The 18287-nt window shown below is 46.0% G+C and carries 11 protein-coding genes and 2 pseudogenes; 4 read left to right on the forward strand and 9 right to left on the reverse strand.

Translation table 11 applies throughout. The features are described from left to right. Positions 1–66 precede the first annotated feature (66 nt). The 5 genes and pseudogenes from EYS00_RS13780 to EYS00_RS13800 form a co-directional block, all read right to left on the reverse strand. Positions 67–932, reverse strand: a pseudogene (locus EYS00_RS13780) (ABC transporter ATP-binding protein). A gap of 17 nt (positions 933–949) precedes the next feature. Further along, entirely contained in the window at positions 950–1945 is a 996-nt protein-coding gene (locus EYS00_RS13785; protein ID WP_130637580.1) for an ABC transporter permease, read from the reverse strand. A 25-nt stretch (positions 1946–1970) separates the two neighbouring features. Further along, entirely contained in the window at positions 1971–3380 is a 1410-nt protein-coding gene (locus EYS00_RS13790) for a CmpA/NrtA family ABC transporter substrate-binding protein (protein WP_130637759.1), read from the reverse strand. Between the two features lie 433 nt (positions 3381–3813). Then, positions 3814–5337, reverse strand: a complete 1524-nt coding sequence (locus EYS00_RS13795; protein WP_130637582.1) for a carotenoid oxygenase family protein — start codon at positions 5335–5337, stop codon at positions 3814–3816. Beyond that, positions 5337–5561 carry a DUF2141 domain-containing protein gene (locus EYS00_RS13800; RefSeq protein WP_130637584.1) on the reverse strand — a complete coding sequence of 75 codons (225 nt, stop codon included), beginning with the start codon at positions 5559–5561 and terminating at the stop codon, positions 5337–5339. Before EYS00_RS13800 ends, EYS00_RS13795 begins: the two co-directional genes overlap by 1 nt. A gap of 383 nt (positions 5562–5944) precedes the next feature. Between EYS00_RS13800 and EYS00_RS13805 the strand changes: the two genes are divergently transcribed. After that, positions 5945–6694, forward strand: coding sequence for a LytTR family DNA-binding domain-containing protein (locus EYS00_RS13805; RefSeq protein ID WP_130637586.1), 750 nt, complete (start codon positions 5945–5947; stop codon positions 6692–6694). A gap of 6 nt (positions 6695–6700) precedes the next feature. Next, on the forward strand, positions 6701–7867 hold the full coding sequence (locus EYS00_RS13810; protein WP_130637588.1) for an AAA family ATPase: 1167 nt from the start codon (positions 6701–6703) through the stop codon (positions 7865–7867). 24 nt (positions 7868–7891) lie between these two features. Here the strand turns inward: EYS00_RS13810 and EYS00_RS13815 are convergent, their stop codons facing one another. Beyond that, positions 7892–8890, reverse strand: a complete 999-nt coding sequence (locus tag EYS00_RS13815; RefSeq protein ID WP_130637590.1) for a LysR family transcriptional regulator — start codon at positions 8888–8890, stop codon at positions 7892–7894. A 229-nt stretch (positions 8891–9119) separates the two neighbouring features. On the opposite strand from EYS00_RS13815, the gene EYS00_RS13820 reads away from it, so the two are divergent. After that, complete coding sequence (locus EYS00_RS13820; RefSeq protein WP_130637592.1) at positions 9120–10358, forward strand: efflux RND transporter periplasmic adaptor subunit; 1239 nt, start codon at positions 9120–9122, stop codon at positions 10356–10358. Between the two features lie 4 nt (positions 10359–10362). After that, positions 10363–13485, forward strand: coding sequence for an efflux RND transporter permease subunit (locus EYS00_RS13825; RefSeq protein WP_130637594.1), 3123 nt, complete (start codon positions 10363–10365; stop codon positions 13483–13485). A gap of 79 nt (positions 13486–13564) precedes the next feature. On the opposite strand, the gene EYS00_RS13830 is transcribed toward EYS00_RS13825, so the two are convergent. From EYS00_RS13830 to EYS00_RS13840, 3 genes and pseudogenes are all read right to left on the reverse strand, one after another. Continuing rightward, the gene (locus EYS00_RS13830; protein ID WP_130637596.1) at positions 13565–14560 is read right to left on the reverse strand and encodes a glycosyl transferase family protein; all 996 of its coding nucleotides are present in this window, start codon (positions 14558–14560) and stop codon (positions 13565–13567) included. Beyond that, positions 14544–15421, reverse strand: a pseudogene (gene cobA, locus EYS00_RS13835) (uroporphyrinogen-III C-methyltransferase). The gene EYS00_RS13830 and the pseudogene cobA overlap by 17 nt, the downstream one beginning before the upstream one ends. 75 nt (positions 15422–15496) lie before the next feature. After that, positions 15497–18238 carry a nitrate reductase gene (locus EYS00_RS13840; protein ID WP_130637598.1) on the reverse strand — a complete coding sequence of 914 codons (2742 nt, stop codon included), beginning with the start codon at positions 18236–18238 and terminating at the stop codon, positions 15497–15499. Positions 18239–18287: the final 49 nt, after the last annotated feature.

The raw sequence follows: 18287 nt of genomic DNA on the forward strand, positions 1-18287 counted from the left end.
CTGCGTCAACACAGGATAAAAAACACTAAATAATTTTTATTAGTAAATTAGAAGGTACTAACTAGGTTAGGCCGCATCTGATTTACCCACTGCTTTCTTTTCAGACGCAACATCAGCCTGTTTTTTGGATTTGTGTTGTGACACTGGCTCAACTTTTTTTTGCTTATCGTATAAGAAAGTCAGCACTTCGTGTCTGTAATGGTTATAGTCGGAATATCAGCCAACTCAAGACGGTGACGAGGACGTGGTAATTCCACATTCAAAATTTCACCAATAGTTGCTGCTGGGCCATTGTTCATCATGACAATGCGATCCGACAGCAATACTGCCTCGTCAACATCGTGTGTGATCATGATAACGGTGTTACCCAGATCCGCGTGGATTTCCATGAGAGAGTCTTGCAGATGTGCTCGAGTCAACGCATCAAGTGCGCCGAATGGCTCATCCATAAGAAGTACCTTTGGTTCCATTGCCAACGCTCTAGCAATACCTACGCGCTGTTTCATACCACCTGAAATTTCAGAAGGTAGCTTGTCCAGTGCGTGAGTCATGTGTACTAGCTCAAGATTGTGAAGTACCCATTCGCGAATTTCCTTTTTCGACTTACCACGCATTGTGTGTTTAACCGCGAGTTCAACGTTTTTATAAACGCTCAACCATGGCAACAATGAATGGTTTTGGAATACCACCGCACGCTCTGGCCCCGGCGTTCTAACTTCAGCACCGTCAAGTATTACACCGCCAGTCGTCGCTTGGTGTAATCCTGCGATGATGTTTAGAACGGTAGATTTACCACAACCCGAGTGACCAATCAGTGAAACAAATTCGCCTTTATCAATTTTCAGATTTACGTCAGTAAGTGCCGTAAAAGGGCCTTTTGGCGTAGGAAAATCAATACCTACTTGCGCTAATTCAAGGTGTTTAGATTGCATCATAGTCTCCTAATTAATTAGCGTAGTACGCTGTTTTTGTCCCAGCTAACTTTGCGCTGGATTAAAAGCATTAAGCGGTCTAGCACGAAACCGATAGCACCGATAGTAAGTACCGCTACCATGATTCTAGCAAGAGATTCAGAACTACCGTTTTGGAATTCATCCCAAACAAACTTACCTAAACCAGGGTTTTGAGCAAGCATTTCTGCCGCAATAAGTACCATCCAACCTATACCTAAAGACAGTCTCAACCCAGTGAAAATCATAGGAATTGAAGAAGGTAGAACTATCTTAGTGAGGTGTGACATAGGCGTAAGTCGAAGTACTTTACTTACATTAATCAAATCACTATCAATGGCTGATACACCAACAGCAGTGTTGATTAAGGTTGGCCACAAGCAACATAGAGAAACGGTAACAGCTGATGTAACAAACGACTTTGAAAACATTGGGTCGTCACTCACATACAGTGCACTCACTACCATAGTAACTAGTGGTAACCAAGCGAGCGGAGATACTGGCTTAAACAGCTGTATAAGCGGGTTTATAGCGGTATAAGCTGATTTACTTAGACCACATATTATCCCCATGGGTACTGCAACAATAGATGCTATCAAGAAGCCCACAGATACGGTGTACAAGCTCGTCCAGATTTGGTCGAAGAACGTTGGCGCACCCGTGAACTCTCTAATTCTCGGAACATACGTTGGATCTTGTGCCATACGCGCTTCGTTGCGAGCGTGTTGGCGCTCATAGAACGCCTCCGCCTTTTCACGCTGCGCGCTGTGCTCTCCTATGAGCGCTCCCGCTTGCTCAAATACTTGAGCTGGGCCAGGAAACTGACCAAGGGAGGTATCGATGGTTTTTGCCACACCGTTCCATACTGCGAGAAACAGTAGTAAACCAATGATAGGTAACAATATTGCTGGCGCAGATTGATATACTTTGCCGAACATGCCACCCAGTGACGACGGTGAAGTACCGAGATTAAGAATGTTTGTCGTCTTGCTCATAGGAGTCTCCAATTAACTTAGGCGATTAAAGAACCGTTTCGCCTTTAAGACCAATGCTAAAGCTATCAAGGTAAGCATTTGGTTGAGTTCCGTCGAATGTAACACCATCGATGAACTCAGATTGTGGTGGCTTAAAGCCAGATTCAGTATCAAACTCAGGGAAGTCAGCGGCATTTGCCTTACCTTCTGCAATAAGTGCTTTAGCAGCAACTGCATAGATTTCAGGCTTATACACTTTCTTCGCAATGTCTTGGTACCAAGAGTCAGATTTTTGCTCAGAGATCTGTCCCCAACGACGCATTTGCGTTAGGTACCAAATCGCATCACTGTAGTACGGATAGGTTGCGTTATAACGGAAGAATACGTTGAAGTCAGGAACTTCGCGCTTGTCGCCTTTTTCGTATTCGAACGTACCTGTCATACTGTTAGCAAGTACATCTTCGTCAGCACCAACATAGCTGCTGCTAGCAAGGATGCGTACTGCTTCTGGACGGTTAGCATTGTTGTTCTCATCTAGCCACATTGCTGCGCGGATAAGTGCTTTAACAACGCGAATGTGAGTGTTTGGATACTTGTCAGCCCATGCTTGGCTTACACCAAATACTTTTTCTGGGTTGTTTTTCCAAATCTCGTAGTCAGTGATAACTGGTACACCAATACCTTTAAATACTGCTTGTTGGTTCCATGGCTCACCTACACAGTAACCGTAAATAGTACCCGCTTCCATAGTTGCAGGCATTTGTGGTGGAGGTGTTACAGAAAGTAATGCTTCTGCATCGATTTGACCTGAAGTGTCACCTTTATGTGGTGCGTAGTAGCCAGGGTGAATACCACCAGCCGCTAACCAGTAGCGTAGCTCGTAGTTGTGCGTAGATACTGGGAATACCATACCCATGTTAAAAGGCTTACCAGCTTCGCGGTATTCCTCAACTACAGGCTTAAGGTAGTCAGCTTTAATAGGGTGAACTGGCTTGCCGTCTTCTACCGGAATGAAGGGCTTCATTTTGTCCCAAATTTCGTTTGAAACAGTGATACCGTTACCGTTTAAGTCCATGCTGAACGCAGTGATGATATGTGCTTCAGTACCAAAACCGATAGTTGCACCAAGAGGCTGACCCGCAAGCATGTGAGCACCGTCAAGCTGACCATCGATTACACGGTCTAGCAACACTTTCCAGTTTGCTTGAGCCTCTAGCTGAACGTAAAGACCTTCTTCTTCGAAAAAGCCTTTTTCATAGGCGATAGCTAGAGGCGCCATATCTGTAAGTTTAATGAAGCCAAATTTAAGTTCTTCTTTTTCTGGCCAACCCACATCTTGTGCATTTGCACTGTTTGCTAGCGGAAGACCTAGAGCTATGGTCAGCGCTAGTGCTGCTGATATACGACTGCCAACTTTTTTGCGCAATCCTTTTAAACGTAAAACCTGCTGTAGCATTTTCATTGGTGTTCCTCGATTCCAAAAAAAACCCACCAACGGTTGACGCATTCGCATCACGTTTGGTGGGCTTCGTTGCCGGACGTTATTCGTTACTTGGGTACGAATAACAAATCTAGTTGTCTAATTTTTTGAGCGCATTACCACTCTAGTTATTGCACATCTTTAATGACGGTCTTTTGGGTTAACGATCACTTTGTTGTTATTTTTGGGTGATCAGATTAACACCTTATGTTTTGCGATTAATGGTTTGCATTCATCGTGCCACACTGCTAACTACCTATAAAACATAGAAATTATTAAAACTGAATAAAATATCCATTAATAAATCGTACGATGTTAGTGCGAACAGCGCACTAAAACAGGTAGCAAGTGCACTATTAGTGCACGTGTAGTGCATGTGGAAGCAACTGGCTCGCCCAACAATGCTTACCTAAGCGACAAAGTTACCATGGAATCCCAGTGGCAGGTGATAAGGCAACCATGCGCGGGCGATTGGTCCATCGTACACACTATCGGCCTTAAACACATTCAAACAAGTCCGTTTGCTCGGCACATGTAATGCTGTTCCGATCAAATATCCACTGCGTTCATCTAATGCATTGCCTACAGGGACATGCTCTTCTACTAGATAGTCATGACCAAAGTGGAAGTGTTGGTACGTCTCAGTTTTCAAATCAAGTCGACTCAGTGTATCGCTCCATACGCCTCCACTTTGACTGCTCAAGTGATAAAGCACGCTGTGTTTCTTGCCTATTAACGAGGATGCTATTCTTGGAAACTCACTCACTATGCCCGTATCTTCCATCTCATAGCGCCCGTCAGGGTACAAACGAATCAGCACATTAGTCGCATCCGATTGGCTCTCCATATGCTCCCCTGCCATCACTTTCCCCAACGCCGTGAGCACCGATAAGTCAGGGTACAGGCTTGCATCAAAGTGAATCGTGCCATCTCTATCTTCCCATGCGTTCCCATAATGAAAAGCAAAACCCGCGGGCAACTCGTAACGACGCACTTCGCTAAAGTCGTCTTTGCTGTATAAGATGATCTGCATTGGCAAGTCGCCCTCAAAAGCAATTCGCTCAAAGAAGCCCGGCTTATTTCGCTTGCTAATCAATGACGGTAAAACAATAATCACGTGCTTCTCGGTAATCAAAAAGTCGTGCACCATCATGCCCTTGTATCCTGTGGCAACTACCTTAACTTTATTTACATCTCCATTTTTAGCGAGGTGATACAGGACTAAATGCCCTGTAGCATTAAGACCAAAATTCCAAATATCACCACTAGCTTCGATACGCGGGTGTGCCGAAAAAGGCATATTGTCGAGAGTTTTCCCATAGTGCTGGTGTTCTCCTAAAATAGCGTAACGGTCAAACTCTAGTGTGTTTTTATCGACTAAGGCAGGAGCACCGGCTTCCCAAAGCGCCCACAGTGAGTCATTAACTGAAATCACATTAGTATTGGCTACATTGATATCGTTTGGACCAGTGACTCCCCGTGATTGTGACAAACGGGACTCTGGCCCAGAGTACAAAAAGCGCTGCGCTTGTTGTTCCGCATTGAACTTTGGCGTAGTAATAAAGCGTCCTTTGTGCTCTATTTCACCATCACCAATGGAAAACGCCTGTAACATGCCGTCGCCTTCAAACAAATGTTTGTAACGGGCTTGCCCTCGTTCGTGTTTTGCTGGGCCGTTGCGGTAGAATGTGCCAATCAAATCTGCGGGGATTCGCCCTTCGATATCGAGCTTACGCGGCGAAAAGTCAGCATCAACATTAGAAAACCCGAGCATTTTGGGGTTGTTTGCCAACGCTGTTTGAAATTGACGATAGACTTCAGACAATGCGTCATTTTCTACAAACTGCTCAGCCATCGCCATGAGATGACTGTTGGGCAACAGACCTGCGGTTACCGCCAAGGAAATTGATTTTAGAACCTGACGCCGCTCCATTAGTAAATTACCTCAGACTCATTGGTGATCTTGGTCATTTCTGCAGCGACAACAAACTTGATTTGTGAATAGCTTGCTGGCCCAAAGTTGGGCTGAGCATTGTTTGAAAATCCATATCCTTCCGTAGGGATGCCAAACATATTCGTTTCCATTTGTCCGTTATCGTTCTCGTCATGAAAGTAACGCAATGCATACTCTCCAGGCTCGTTGACGTAAAAGACCACTTTAGTGTGCCTTGTTGTGCCGGAACGATCGTGGCGTTGTACGCATTTGCCTCCTCGTAGTTGGCCTCACCTTTAAACAGTTGAATGTACAATTTACCGTCGGAGCTATTTACCCCGTTGATTAAGAATTCGATTTCTTTGCCAGTATTCGCGTGGCTCATTGAAGCCATTGTCAAAGAGGTTAAAGAGACTGCCATGCCTAATGTTAGCCCTATTAGTTTTTTCATTTGCTGTTTCCTTTTTCTACGGGTGACGACAATTGCGTCGTGTGGAAAAGACGATAAAATAGTTGGCATTAACGCAATAGCGCCAATACGTAAAGTGCACTAAAGACTTCGTGAAATTGGCGGAAAAGAGGCTCTGTTCAATTGACGATTCGCGAAATGATCACACAAAAAGCCTATGATTTACTGGTTGTTGTTGGTGTCGGTCTATTTGTTGGCTTTTTATCACCGTTCGGAATGGACGCATTGCCTTTGTACGTGTCTATATCTTACTGGGTGATTATATGCGTGGTTGGCTATCTGGTTTACCACCCTATTATCGATCAGTGTGATAAGCGTTGTTCGCCCTTCCTTGCCTCTCATTGGCAGCGCGTGGCCATGGGCGCCTTCGTGGCAAGTATACCCATGAGCTTTTTGGTGCCTCTGGTGACCACACTCTACTTCGGAAAGTCAGTCTCAATGGCGAGCGACTTTTTTAATGTATTCCCTAAAACATTGGTGATTGGTGGCGTGATTACCATAGTGAGTTTGATTAAAGAAACGCTTGTAGAGCAACAAGCGCAGCTAGAGCAATCACCTACCATTTCTGATACGCAACTGAGTAAGTTTTTAGCACTGCTACCCGTCGAAAAACGAGGGCAATTGTACGCTTTTGAATCTGCCGATCATTATCTCAAAGTGTATACCGACAAGGGTCATCATCTTTTATTGATGCGGTTTAAAGACGCGGTTGATATGCTTGAAGATTACCCCGGACTGCAAACCCACCGTTCATGGTGGGTAGCAATTTCCGCAGTGGCACAAGTGACAAAAGAAAATCGTAAAACCCTTCTTATTTTGGAGAATAATCTCAAAGTGCCTGTATCAAAGACCTACGCCGACAACGTCAAAAACTCGGGTATTCATTAGACGCCTATGATCACCACTCTCGCCATAAATAATTATCGCTCGCTGCACGATATTATTATCCCTATGGGACCACTGAATTTGGTGACTGGTGCAAATGGTGCGGGTAAGTCGAACCTTTACAAGGCGTTAAGGCTGCTAGCAGAGACGGCTCGGGGCGGTGTTATTAGTTCTCTGGCTAACGAGGGTGGACTAAGCACCACGTTCTGGGCAGGCCCCCGAGAAATCAGTGACCGAATGAAACGTGGCGAAGTTAATATAGAGGGAACGCCTGCAGATAGCAGTAAACGTTTGCGCTTAGGATTTGCCAGCGAGGCGTTCAGTTATGCCGTTGCATTGGGTATCACGCCCCCCGTTCCCTATCCTTCAGCGTTCAACTTAGATCCGGAAATCAAACGGGAGTCCATTTGGCAAGGTCCAAGACATCGACCTGCGTCAGCATTGGTGGAGCGTATTGACCACGTAGTGAAAGTAAAACGGAGTAGGCAGTGGGAGGTCATATCCAAACATCAACCTATGTTCGAAAGCATGTTTACGCAAGTTGCCGACCCACAACAATGCCCCGAAGTGCTGTCGCTTAAGACCTTTATCAATAATTGGCGCTTTTACGACCACTTTAGAACCGATAGCCAAGCACCGGCGCGACAGCCTCAGCTAGGTACACGAACAACGGTTCTTCATCACGATGGCCGTGACCTTGCAGCCGCCATACAAACGATCATTGAGATTGGCGCTGAAGAGGCACTCTACGATGCGATAGATGATGCTTTTCCCGGTGCTTCAGTCAGTGTTTCAATCAGCAATGATGGTCACTTTACGCTTCAGTTTAAGCAAAGAGGATTGTTACGCCCGCTCAGCGCTAAAGAACTCTCAGATGGAACATTGCGTTACCTATTGTGGGTTGCCGCCCTACTCACCCCGCGTCCACCGAGTCTAATGGTTATCAACGAACCAGAAACCAGTTTGCATCCAGATCTTCTACCCGCACTTGGTCGACTCATTAAAACTGCGGCTAACAGCACACAGGTGTGGGTGGTCTCACATGCAAAACCTCTAATCTCTTCCCTTGAATGTGATACGCGATGCAACAGTATCTACCTAGAGAAAACACTGAGCGAAACCACTATTGCCGGACAGGATTTACTCACTACACCCAGTTGGCATTGGCCCAGCTAATCCAGCGCGATAGCTTCAATCGTCTTACGAGATAGCTACCACATTTTGTTGCACTAAACGCTTAACCTGTTCTGGACAGTAGCCCTTTCGACAGCATTTAGCCAATGCATTGAAATGTTGGTCTGCACGTTCACGCATTATTCTCGCGATTAATTGACGAAGCCAGGTTAACCCTTGATCGTTCTCTTGGCGCTTGTGCCACATGAGCGAGACATGACTAGGGGCATGTTCAATGGGTACTTCATAGACTGCAAGTTCGTCACTGAAAATTTCTTGCTCCACCGCCATTGAAGGTACAACACATATCAAATTACTTTGCTTTAATAGCGACGATACTGCAGAAAAGTGATTTACCGACATGGCAATACGACGGCTCATACCAATATTATTTAACGCTTGATCAGTCAGATTGTTCAGTTGACCCGATAACGTTACCAGTAAGTGTTCGGCCTGAATGAAGTCCTCCAAACTGAGTTCATCCCTTTTGGCCAGCGGGTGATCGTGTCGCATAACGCAGACAAACTTTGGTGAGGTAAGGTATTCACTCCTGATGGTTTCGACATTAGAGGTAGATTTACCGACAATCAGGTCTACTTCTGCGTTGTTGAGTAAATCTTCCTGATCGATAAAGTTATTGGGTATAGTGAACAAGTTAACTCCCGGCGCGCTCTTCTCTATCTCGTGACGTAAACGTCCCCAAATAGCCTCCACGGTAATGTCGGCAGCGGCAATGCGAAACGTACGTGTTGCCGTAGCAGCATCAAAGGCAGACGGTGCTATCGCATCTTCCAGTTGACCCAACGGTCCTCTCACCTGCCCCCAGAGATTACGGGCGAAATTAGTCGGTTGAATACCTCGCCCATCCTTGACGAATAACTCGTCATTCCATGCTGATCGCATACGAGACAATGCGTTAGAAACGGCAGGCTGCGTCATTGCAAGCCTATCGGCAGCACGAGTAATCGCTCCTTCTGTCATAATAGCGTCGAAAATGATCAGTAAATTAAGGTCTTGGTGGCGCATATTCGCTCTCTTGCATGAGTCTATTGTATGGGGACTTCCTAAATATATCACTATAGAAAATATGTTTCATATAAAAATATAATTATATTTATCTTTTCATCTATGGATAATGGTCAGCGTTTACACAACGCGAATTGATTATCTAATAACAATCCTAATGACTTTTCAGTCTACATCAGTGTCGCTGGGGTATTCACCCGTTTTCAAATTCTCAATGTAGGTTCTAATTATGTCTGTTAACTCTTTAACGAGGTTAGCCTTGGTGAGCTTAGTCGCCAGTGTTCTTTTTGCATGTACTGAAGACAGCAGCGAACAAGTAGCCGCAGCAACGCAAATGGCAGCGCCGCAAGTCGAAGTGGCCGAAGTGCTTAGTCAGCGTATCACTGAGTGGGATGAATTTACCGGTCGTCTTGAAGCACCTCAAACCGTGTCGCTACGCCCTCGAGTATCGGGCTACATTGATTTTGTAGCGTTCGAAGAAGGTAGCGAAGTGAAGCAAGGTGATACCTTGTTTTTCATCGACAACCAGTTGTACAAAGAAGAAGTTAACCGTCTTCAAGCACAACTTACCCAAGTTAGGAGTCAACGTAGCCTAGCAACCACAGACTATCAACGTGCTGTAGAGCTAAGAAAAACACGAGCGGTATCTCAAGAAGAACTCGATAATCGCCATTCAGCGCTACAGCAAGCTCAAGCGGCGGTACAAGCCACAGAAGCTTCATTGGCCCTTGCTAAGCTGAATCGAGGTTACACTCGGGTTGAGGCACCGATTTCAGGACGAGTATCCCGTGCGAACGTGACTACGGGTAACTATGTGAGCGCCGGTGAAACCGTACTGACGAGTATCGTTTCAACCAACAAGCTATATGCATACTTTGACGTGGATGAGCAATCATTCCTCAATTACAAAGATATGGAAATGTCCGGTCAAAGAGATGCTCAAGAGCGCCAACCTGTGGCCATGAAATTAGTGAATAGTGATGAATATGCGTTTTGGGGTTCGTTGGACTTTGTCGATAATGCCATCAACCCAACCACGGGCACGATTCGTGTTCGCGCGGTATTTGAGAACAGTGATGGCTACCTTATGCCTGGTATGTTTGCCCACCTTAAAGTTGCCGCGAGTCCCACATTTGACGGCATTCTTATCGATGAAAAAGCCATAGGTACTGACCTTAATAATAAGTTTGTTTTTGTTATTGATGAGAACAACAAGGTTGCCTATCGCCCAGTGGTATTAGGTGACAAAGTCGGTGCAATGCGTCTTATCAACAAGGGCTTGTCTGCCGGTGACACGATCCTAGTCAACGGTCTACAGCGTGTTCGCCCGGGTGTTGTAGTCGCTCCCCAAATCAGAGACATGGCAACGCCTGAACAAGTAGCGCAATTAGATGCATGGCAACAGCGATTAGATGAGAACCAAAAACTCGCTTCACTTAACTTGAATACTGAGTCTACAGGTAACTAACCCCATGCAGTTTTCACGCTTTTTCATTCATCGCCCTATTTTTGCGACGGTACTGTCGCTACTGATTTTCATTGGTGGTGCCATTGCCGTTTGGCAACTGCCCATTACCGAATATCCAGAAGTTGTGCCTCCAACTGTAGAGGTTACTGCCAGCTACCCGGGAGCAAACCCCAAAGTTATCGCAGAAACCGTTGCTACGCCGTTAGAGCAAGCAATTAACGGTGTCGAAGGCATGATTTATATGTCGTCCCAAGCAACGTCAGATGGTCGTTTAACCCTGATTGTAACCTTTGCAATTGGCACCGACCCTGATGATGCAACCACCTTGGTACAAAATCGCGTTAACCGCGCCCTACCTCGATTACCACAAGAGGTACAACGTTTAGGGGTAGTCACAGAAAAGTCTTCGCCAGATCTCACCATGGTGGTTCATCTAACGTCGCCTGATCAGCGTTACGACATGCTGTACCTTGGTAACTACGCCGAGCAAAATGTCGAAAACGAACTGGCGCGAATTGAGGGCGTTGGCCGTGTCGCTATTTTTGGTGCTAGCGATTACAGCATGCGTATTTGGTTAGATCCAAACAAAGTCGCCGCACTAGGACTTAACCCCACGGATATCGTTAATGCTATTCGTGAACAAAACCAACAAGCTGCCGCCGGTAGTTTAGGTGCACAACCCGCTGGCGACAGCGAATTCCAATGGCTTATCAATGTACGTGGTCGTCTTGTGAATGAAGACGAATTTGGTGACATTATTATCAAAGTTGGAAGCCAAGGCGAAGTTATTCGTCTTAAAGATGTCGCCAGAATTGAACTAGGAGCTAGTAACTATTCACTACGAGCATTATTAAACAATCAGCCCGCTGTGGCGCTCCCTATTTTCCAAGCTCCGGGCTCTAACGCGATAGAAATATCTGAAAATGTCCGTGCCAAAATGGACGAGCTTTCACAGTTGTTCCCCGACGGGTTGGAGTACGACATTGTTTACGACCCCACTATTTTCGTTAAAGGTTCAATTGAAGCGGTTATTAGTACCTTGTTAGAGGCCGTACTGCTGGTTGTGCTGGTGGTTGTGTTGTTTTTGCAAACATGGCGAGCTTCTATTATTCCTCTAGCTGCCGTGCCTATCTCTCTTGTGGGTACCTTTGCATTCATGCAGCTAATGGGCTTCTCATTAAACGCACTGTCATTGTTCGGATTAGTACTCGCAATAGGTATCGTGGTTGATGACGCCATTGTTGTTGTGGAAAATGTTGAGCGAAACATCGCTGATGGTCTCTCCCCGGTAGACGCCACTGTTAAAGCCATGGGCGAAGTCACAGGCCCCATTATTGCCACAACCCTAGTGTTGGCCGCGGTATTTATTCCAACCGCATTTATGTCGGGTCTTACTGGTCAGTTTTACCGCCAGTTTGCATTAACCATTACTATTTCGACCTTTATCTCAGCATTTAATTCATTAACCCTCAGCCCAGCATTGTCGGCTATCTTGTTGCAACCCAAAGGCGCCAAAAAAGACGCGTTAACTCGATTGATGGACAAAGCGTTTGGCACCTGGTTGTTTGCACCATTTAACCGATTGTTTGCCAAAGGCGCAGCAGGCTATACCAAAGGCGTGAGTAAATTGGTGCGTATGAGCGGGATTGTTTTGGTGTTGTACGCAGGCTTAATGGGGCTGACCTACCAGCAATTTAGCACCACGCCAACAGGCTATGTACCTGGGCAAGACAAGATGTACCTCATTGCCTTTGCACAATTGCCCAATGCGTCCTCATTAGACAGAACCGAGGAAGTTATCCGTGAAATGTCACGAATTGCTCTTGAACACCCAGGGGTATCTGATGCCGTTGCATTTCCGGGATTGAATATTAATGGATTTACTAATAGCCCAAATTCGGGGATTTTGTTCACACCATTAAAGCCCTTTGACGAGCGAACGACTCCAGAACTGTCTGCCGGTGCTATTGCCCAACAACTCAACATGCAGTTTTCATCAATTCAAGGCGCTTTTGTTGCTATTTTTCCGCCGCCTCCTGTCATGGGATTAGGCACTATTGGTGGCTTTAGACTTCAAATTGAAGACCGCGCAAATTTGGGTTTTGAAAAGCTCAACGAAGTTACTCAGCAAGTGATTGGTAAAGCGTGGGCACACCCAGCCCTTACTGGCAACTTTACGAGTTTTACCGTTGATGTTCCTCAGCTCGATGTAGACTTAGATCGCACCAAAGCCATTAGCCAAGGCGTGAGCGTAGATACTATTTTTGACACCCTGCAGGCCTATTTGGGCAGCGTTTATGTGAACGACTTCAATTTATTTGGCCGTACCTATCAAGTGAATGTGCAAGCCGATGCGCCGTTCAGAGAAGATGTTGAACAAATTAAACAGTTCAAGGTGCGCAGTACTCATGGAGAAATGATCCCTCTGGGTACTTTCCTGAATGTAGGCTATACCGCAGGCCCAGACAGGGTTATGCATTACAATGGGTACGTGACAGCCGAGGTCAACGGTGGACCCGCTCCGGGCTACAGTTCAGGCCAAGCGAAAGCCGCCATTGAGCAAATTCTAGAAGAAACGCTTCCCTTGGGTATGACATACGAGTGGACAGAGTTGACCTATCAACAGATTTTAGCCGGCAATACCGCCATGCTGGTATTCCCCCTCGTCGTCGTATTGGTTTTCCTTGTGTTGGCCGCTCAGTACGAAAGCTTGCGTCTACCTTTGGCTATCATTCTTATTGTTCCAATGACCTTACTTTCGGCAATCACTGGCGTTATTTTGTGGGGTGGCGACAACAATATATTTACCCAAATTGGCTTTATTGTATTAGTCGGGCTAGCAACTAAGAACGCCATATTGATTGTAGAGTTTGCCAAGGAGCTACAAGAAAATGGTATGAACGCCCTAGAAGCGGTGAAAGAAGCCTGTCGTTTGCGCCTACGTCCTATATTGATGACATCTATAGCCTTCATCATGGGAGTATTCCCAATGGTAGTTTCAACGGGCGCTGGTGCAGAAATGCGTCAAGCCATGGGGGTCGCAGTATTCTCTGGAATGATTGGCGTCACTATTTTTGGCCTAATACTTACTCCGTTGTTTTACTATCTATTGCAACGGAATAAATAAAAGACGGCGAATAGTAAGTTGTTTGAAAAAAAGCGCGTATGACTTGAAGCCATACGCGCTTTTTTGTCTACTAATAAGATTAGACTTTAGCGAATGGCAGCGCTTTTTTATTTCTTCGCTGCCACAGTGCGGCGGCCTTTTCTTGTGCCGTTTGTACATCTAGGTTATCAACCAACAAAAGATAACTGGTTAATGATGCTAGCGTGGCTTGACGTCCATATCCATGATCAATTTCACCCGCCCAAACCTGTAGCATAGTCTCCAACGACATTGACTTGTCCTTCATCGCCCATCCTTCGGTCATTTCGGGAAGCACGGGCACTTCGGTATTGCCATTACGGGTCACAAACAGTTCAGTGGGTCGTTCACTGTTGACTTCAGGATCACCACCGTCGCCGCGGAAACACAAAGCGTCGAAATTAGGGAAAGCTTCGTTCACATGGCGATGTTTGTGGTCTAAATGCATATGATAAACCCCCTGTACACAGTAAGGCGCAGCAGAAGGGTTAAGTAAACGAGATAGCGTATTGGCACAGGACCGAAGGCCAAACACTTCTCTGAGTTTAATCAGGGTATTCAAACTTGGCAGAACATACCCAAGATCTAAATAAGTGACGTTGTAGGTTTCAAGCTGTTGTTTTGCTGATTGGATACTGGTGACTTCATCTAGCCCTAATGTGGGTAATGCTTTACTCGCATATAAGCGACCAGAACCAGGTTCATGAGCACCGTGAAGCAAGGTTTTATAACCGTTAGCGGCTAACACAGCCACTGACAACAAGTACCAGGGCAATTGACGTCGTTTGCCCGCATAACAACCAATATCTAGCTGGGGTGTGAGCGATTTTAGTTCGGGTTCGATGAGTAAACGACAAGCATCAATAAAACCAATAATTTCGTCAGGGGTTTCCTCTCGCGTTCTGAGTAGCATCAGAAAAGCGCCCCGTTGGTCTCCAGTTACCTCACCGGCCAACAACTGACGCATGGCATCGAATGCTTCTTCTCGGGTAAGGCTTCGGCTTCCTTTTTTACCTTTGCCTATTATTTTGATGTATTCGCTAAACGGTTGGGACATAGTGAGGTGTTTGTAACAACGACAGGTCAACAGATTGCCTAGACTCTACCACTTTTCCAAGAATAAGTAATGCCGGTCCTGTTAGCTGTGCATCATGAACTTTCGCACTGATACTGTTAAGCGTTCCAGTCACTGTTTTTTGATGCTTACATGTGCCATTTTCAACAACAGCTACGGGCCAATCGGCAGATAAACCATTCTCCACCAGCTTGTCGCTCAATAAAGCCAAACGACTCAATCCCATATACACAACCAGTGTCTGATCTTTGGCTTGTGCGGCAAGTTTCTCGAAATCAGGTAACTGATTTTCATCTTTGAAATGGGCCGTTAATAGCGAAACACGCTGAGCGCAACGGCGATCAGTAAGAGGAATACCAGTATAGGCCGACACACCTGAGGCTGCGGTAATACCTGGAACAATTGCGTAAGGTACGCTCGCCTTTTCGAGTGCTTGCGTTTCTTCACCTGTGCGCGCAAACACTGCAGGGTCACCGCCTTTTAGGCGAACCACACGTAGCCCTTGTTGGGCTAAAGATACCATGTGCGCACAAATTTCATTTTGAGGAACACTGTGTTTACCGCAACGTTTGCCTACATACTGCTTTTTGATGTGCCTTGGTATGATGGCAAGCACTTCCTCACTCACCAAAGCATCAAAAGTACAATGTCTGCATCTTGCAATAATGCATACGCTTTCATCGTGAGCAGAGAAACGTCGCCCGGTCCTGCGCCCACAATAAACACTTCACCCTCTCGGCCGTGTGTTGTTCGTTGAGCATCGCCTCTAGCACGGGATGTATTTCGCTCTTGTGTAATACCACGAAAAAACATGGGCAACTTATCAAAAATAGCCTGCATCATAATGTTCCCCTTGTTATTGAAATTGAACAATCGTTAAAGTCACCCAGCTATTGGCCAAACGACTTATCAGTAAAATTATTGAATTGAAGGCTCAACCAAACTCAACACTTGTTTATCGATAATCTGCTGAAGCTCAGGCTTACATGAACCACAATTGGTACCGCACTTGAGTTTCTGACCTAATTCGTCCACCGTACTACAGCCAGTCTTCACAGCATTTTCGATGGTTTTTGTCCGTACACTGAAACATGTACATACTGTTGGTCCATTTAAGAAGGCTTCGTCAGGCTCGCTGCGCAGCAAAGATGCAACCGACGTTTCTGATACCTCTTGCCCCATCAAACTACTCAGCCATGCGGTAGGTACTTTGCCTTCTGGATTCAGTGTTGTGGTATCTTTGCCTACCACTATTGCAAAGCAAAATTTCTCATCACTCGCGGCAACTAAAACGCTGTTCTTCGCCGAAGAAAAACGATAGAAAGTGTAAGATTCAGGAAGCGCACTTTGCAGTGTATTTAACCAAGATGCTGCACTTGCGTTGGATGCCAGGCGCCATGCCTCACTGTTTTCCATTGGTGTTTTGGTCCAATAGTCAGCATGTTGTGTCACTACTTCCGCGGTCGTTTCATCGCTAGTCACAAGCAAACCATAACTCGCGAACTCTTGAACCGCTAAAGTCACTGCACCGTGTTTTAGCTCAGGCTGGCCCGATAAAGGATCCGTTGCAGGTGCGTACAAACGGGTTAACGCACAGTGAGATCCCCATACCTTCGACCAATGAATAGGAATAAATACATCCCCTTTGCGCTGACCACTGTCAATTTTAGCGGGATAAATACACCCCGATTCTCCGCTGGACTCACTGGTAATATTAATCAGCTGCCCTTCAGTAATTGATAACGCTTGTGCATCAGTAGGGTGAATATGTAAGTGACCATACGGCATGTGTGAAGATAATTTCGCCGCTTTACCGGTGCGCGTCATCGTGTGCCATTGATCTCGGCTTCTGCCCGAATTAAGCACAAACGGGTATTCAGCTGATGTTTGTTGTTGCGGCGCTTTATAGGTAACAGCAACGAAGTTCGCTTTGCCATTGGGCGTTGAAAAACGTCTGTCGGTAAACAGTCGCTTACTAGACAGGTGTTCTTCACCGCGTTTGACGGGCCATTGAACTGGAGTTAATCGATTGTACTCTTGTTGTGACATGCCTACCATGCCACCCAAGTTGAGCAGTTTTTCGTTGTTGTTTTCCCACTCAGTTAACTGTGCGTACTCGTCGAATATTTGATGTGGCGTGGTAAAAGTAAAGCCTTCTTCAAAGCCCATTTTGCACGCAACATCACACATGATTTGCCAGTCGTGTTTTGCTTGCCCTGGAGGAAGCAGCATCCCACGCTGGCGAGAAATACAACGTTCCGAATTCGTCACTGTACCGTCTTTTTCAGACCATCCAGTAGCTGGTAAAGCGACATTCGCAAACGCGAGGGTATCATTGGTGTCGACTATGTCTGAAACCACTACAGTTTCACACTTTGCTAAGGCTGCTTCGATTTGGTGGCGATTAGGCATACTCACCACGGGGTTTGTCCCCATTATCCAAACGAATTTCACTTTGCCAGACTCAACAGCTTCAAACAAATCGACGGCTTTTAACCCAGCCTCTTGGGCCATTGCAGGCGACTTCCAAAAGCGTTGAACGCTGTCTCTGTGCGCTGGATTTTCGATATCTCTGTGTGCAGCCAGCATGTTGGCAAGACCACCCACTTCGCGCCCACCCATGGCATTAGGTTGACCTGTTATTGAAAACGGACCGCTTCCTGGTTTACCGATATGGGACAATGCAAGATGACAATTAATGATGGCATTGGCTTTATCAACACCCGCCACCGACTGATTAATTCCCATTGAGTAGAAGGTCACTGCTGTTGGTGAATTCACGAACCAATCATAAAACGTCTCAAGTAGCTCTGCATCTACATCACAGATTTCACTAACGGCAGCTAATGTAGCTTCACTGGCACTAGCGAGGGCTTGATCTAGATTATTGGTGAACGATTGCACATCCTCTTTGTCTATTGCGCCTTGCTCATTCGCGTAATTTAGCAAGCCATTGAATAGCGCCACATCAGACCCAGACTTAAGAGGAATGTGTAAATCAGCGATAGACGTGGTTTCGGTAGCCCGTGGATCGATTACAACAATCTTCATCTCTGGGTTGCGTAATTTAGCTTGCTGCATTCGCTGGAATAATACAGGGTGTGCCCACGCCGCATTACTTCCAGTGATCACCAACAAATCAGTACAACTCAGATCGTCATACGAACAAGGTACCGCATCTTCACCAAATGCCCGTTTGTAGCCAGCTACTGCAGATGACATACACAAGCGAGAATTAGTATCAATATTGGCACTACCCACATAGCCTTTCATGAATTTATTGGCAATGTAGTAGTCTTCGGTTAATAGCTGTCCCGATACATAAAAAGCAACGGCATCCGGCCCATATTCAGAAATGGCCTGAGCCATTTTTTCGGCAACAAAGGAGGTAGCCGTGTCCCAATCTACCTCTTCACCTGCTATGGTTGGGCTCAACAAACGACCACTGAGATCATTTGTTTCTAACAGATTTGTGCCTTTAACACACAATCTTCCAAAATTGGCCGGATGCTCAGGCGTGCCGCTAACCTTGTCCAGGGATAAGGCACGCCCGTTTCCGCTGCAACTAATGTCTACTCCACAGCCAACACCGCAATACGGGCAAGTACTTTGCCTTAGCTGAGGTGCAACTTTTTTGACTATTGGAGCAGGTATATTCATTTTCGCCTCGGACAATACAGCTAGTTAACTACTTCGACGGATAAGTTGC

This window comes from Alteromonas sp. KUL49 (assembly GCF_006538345.1).
Taxonomy (GTDB): Bacteria; Pseudomonadota; Gammaproteobacteria; order Enterobacterales; family Alteromonadaceae; genus Alteromonas.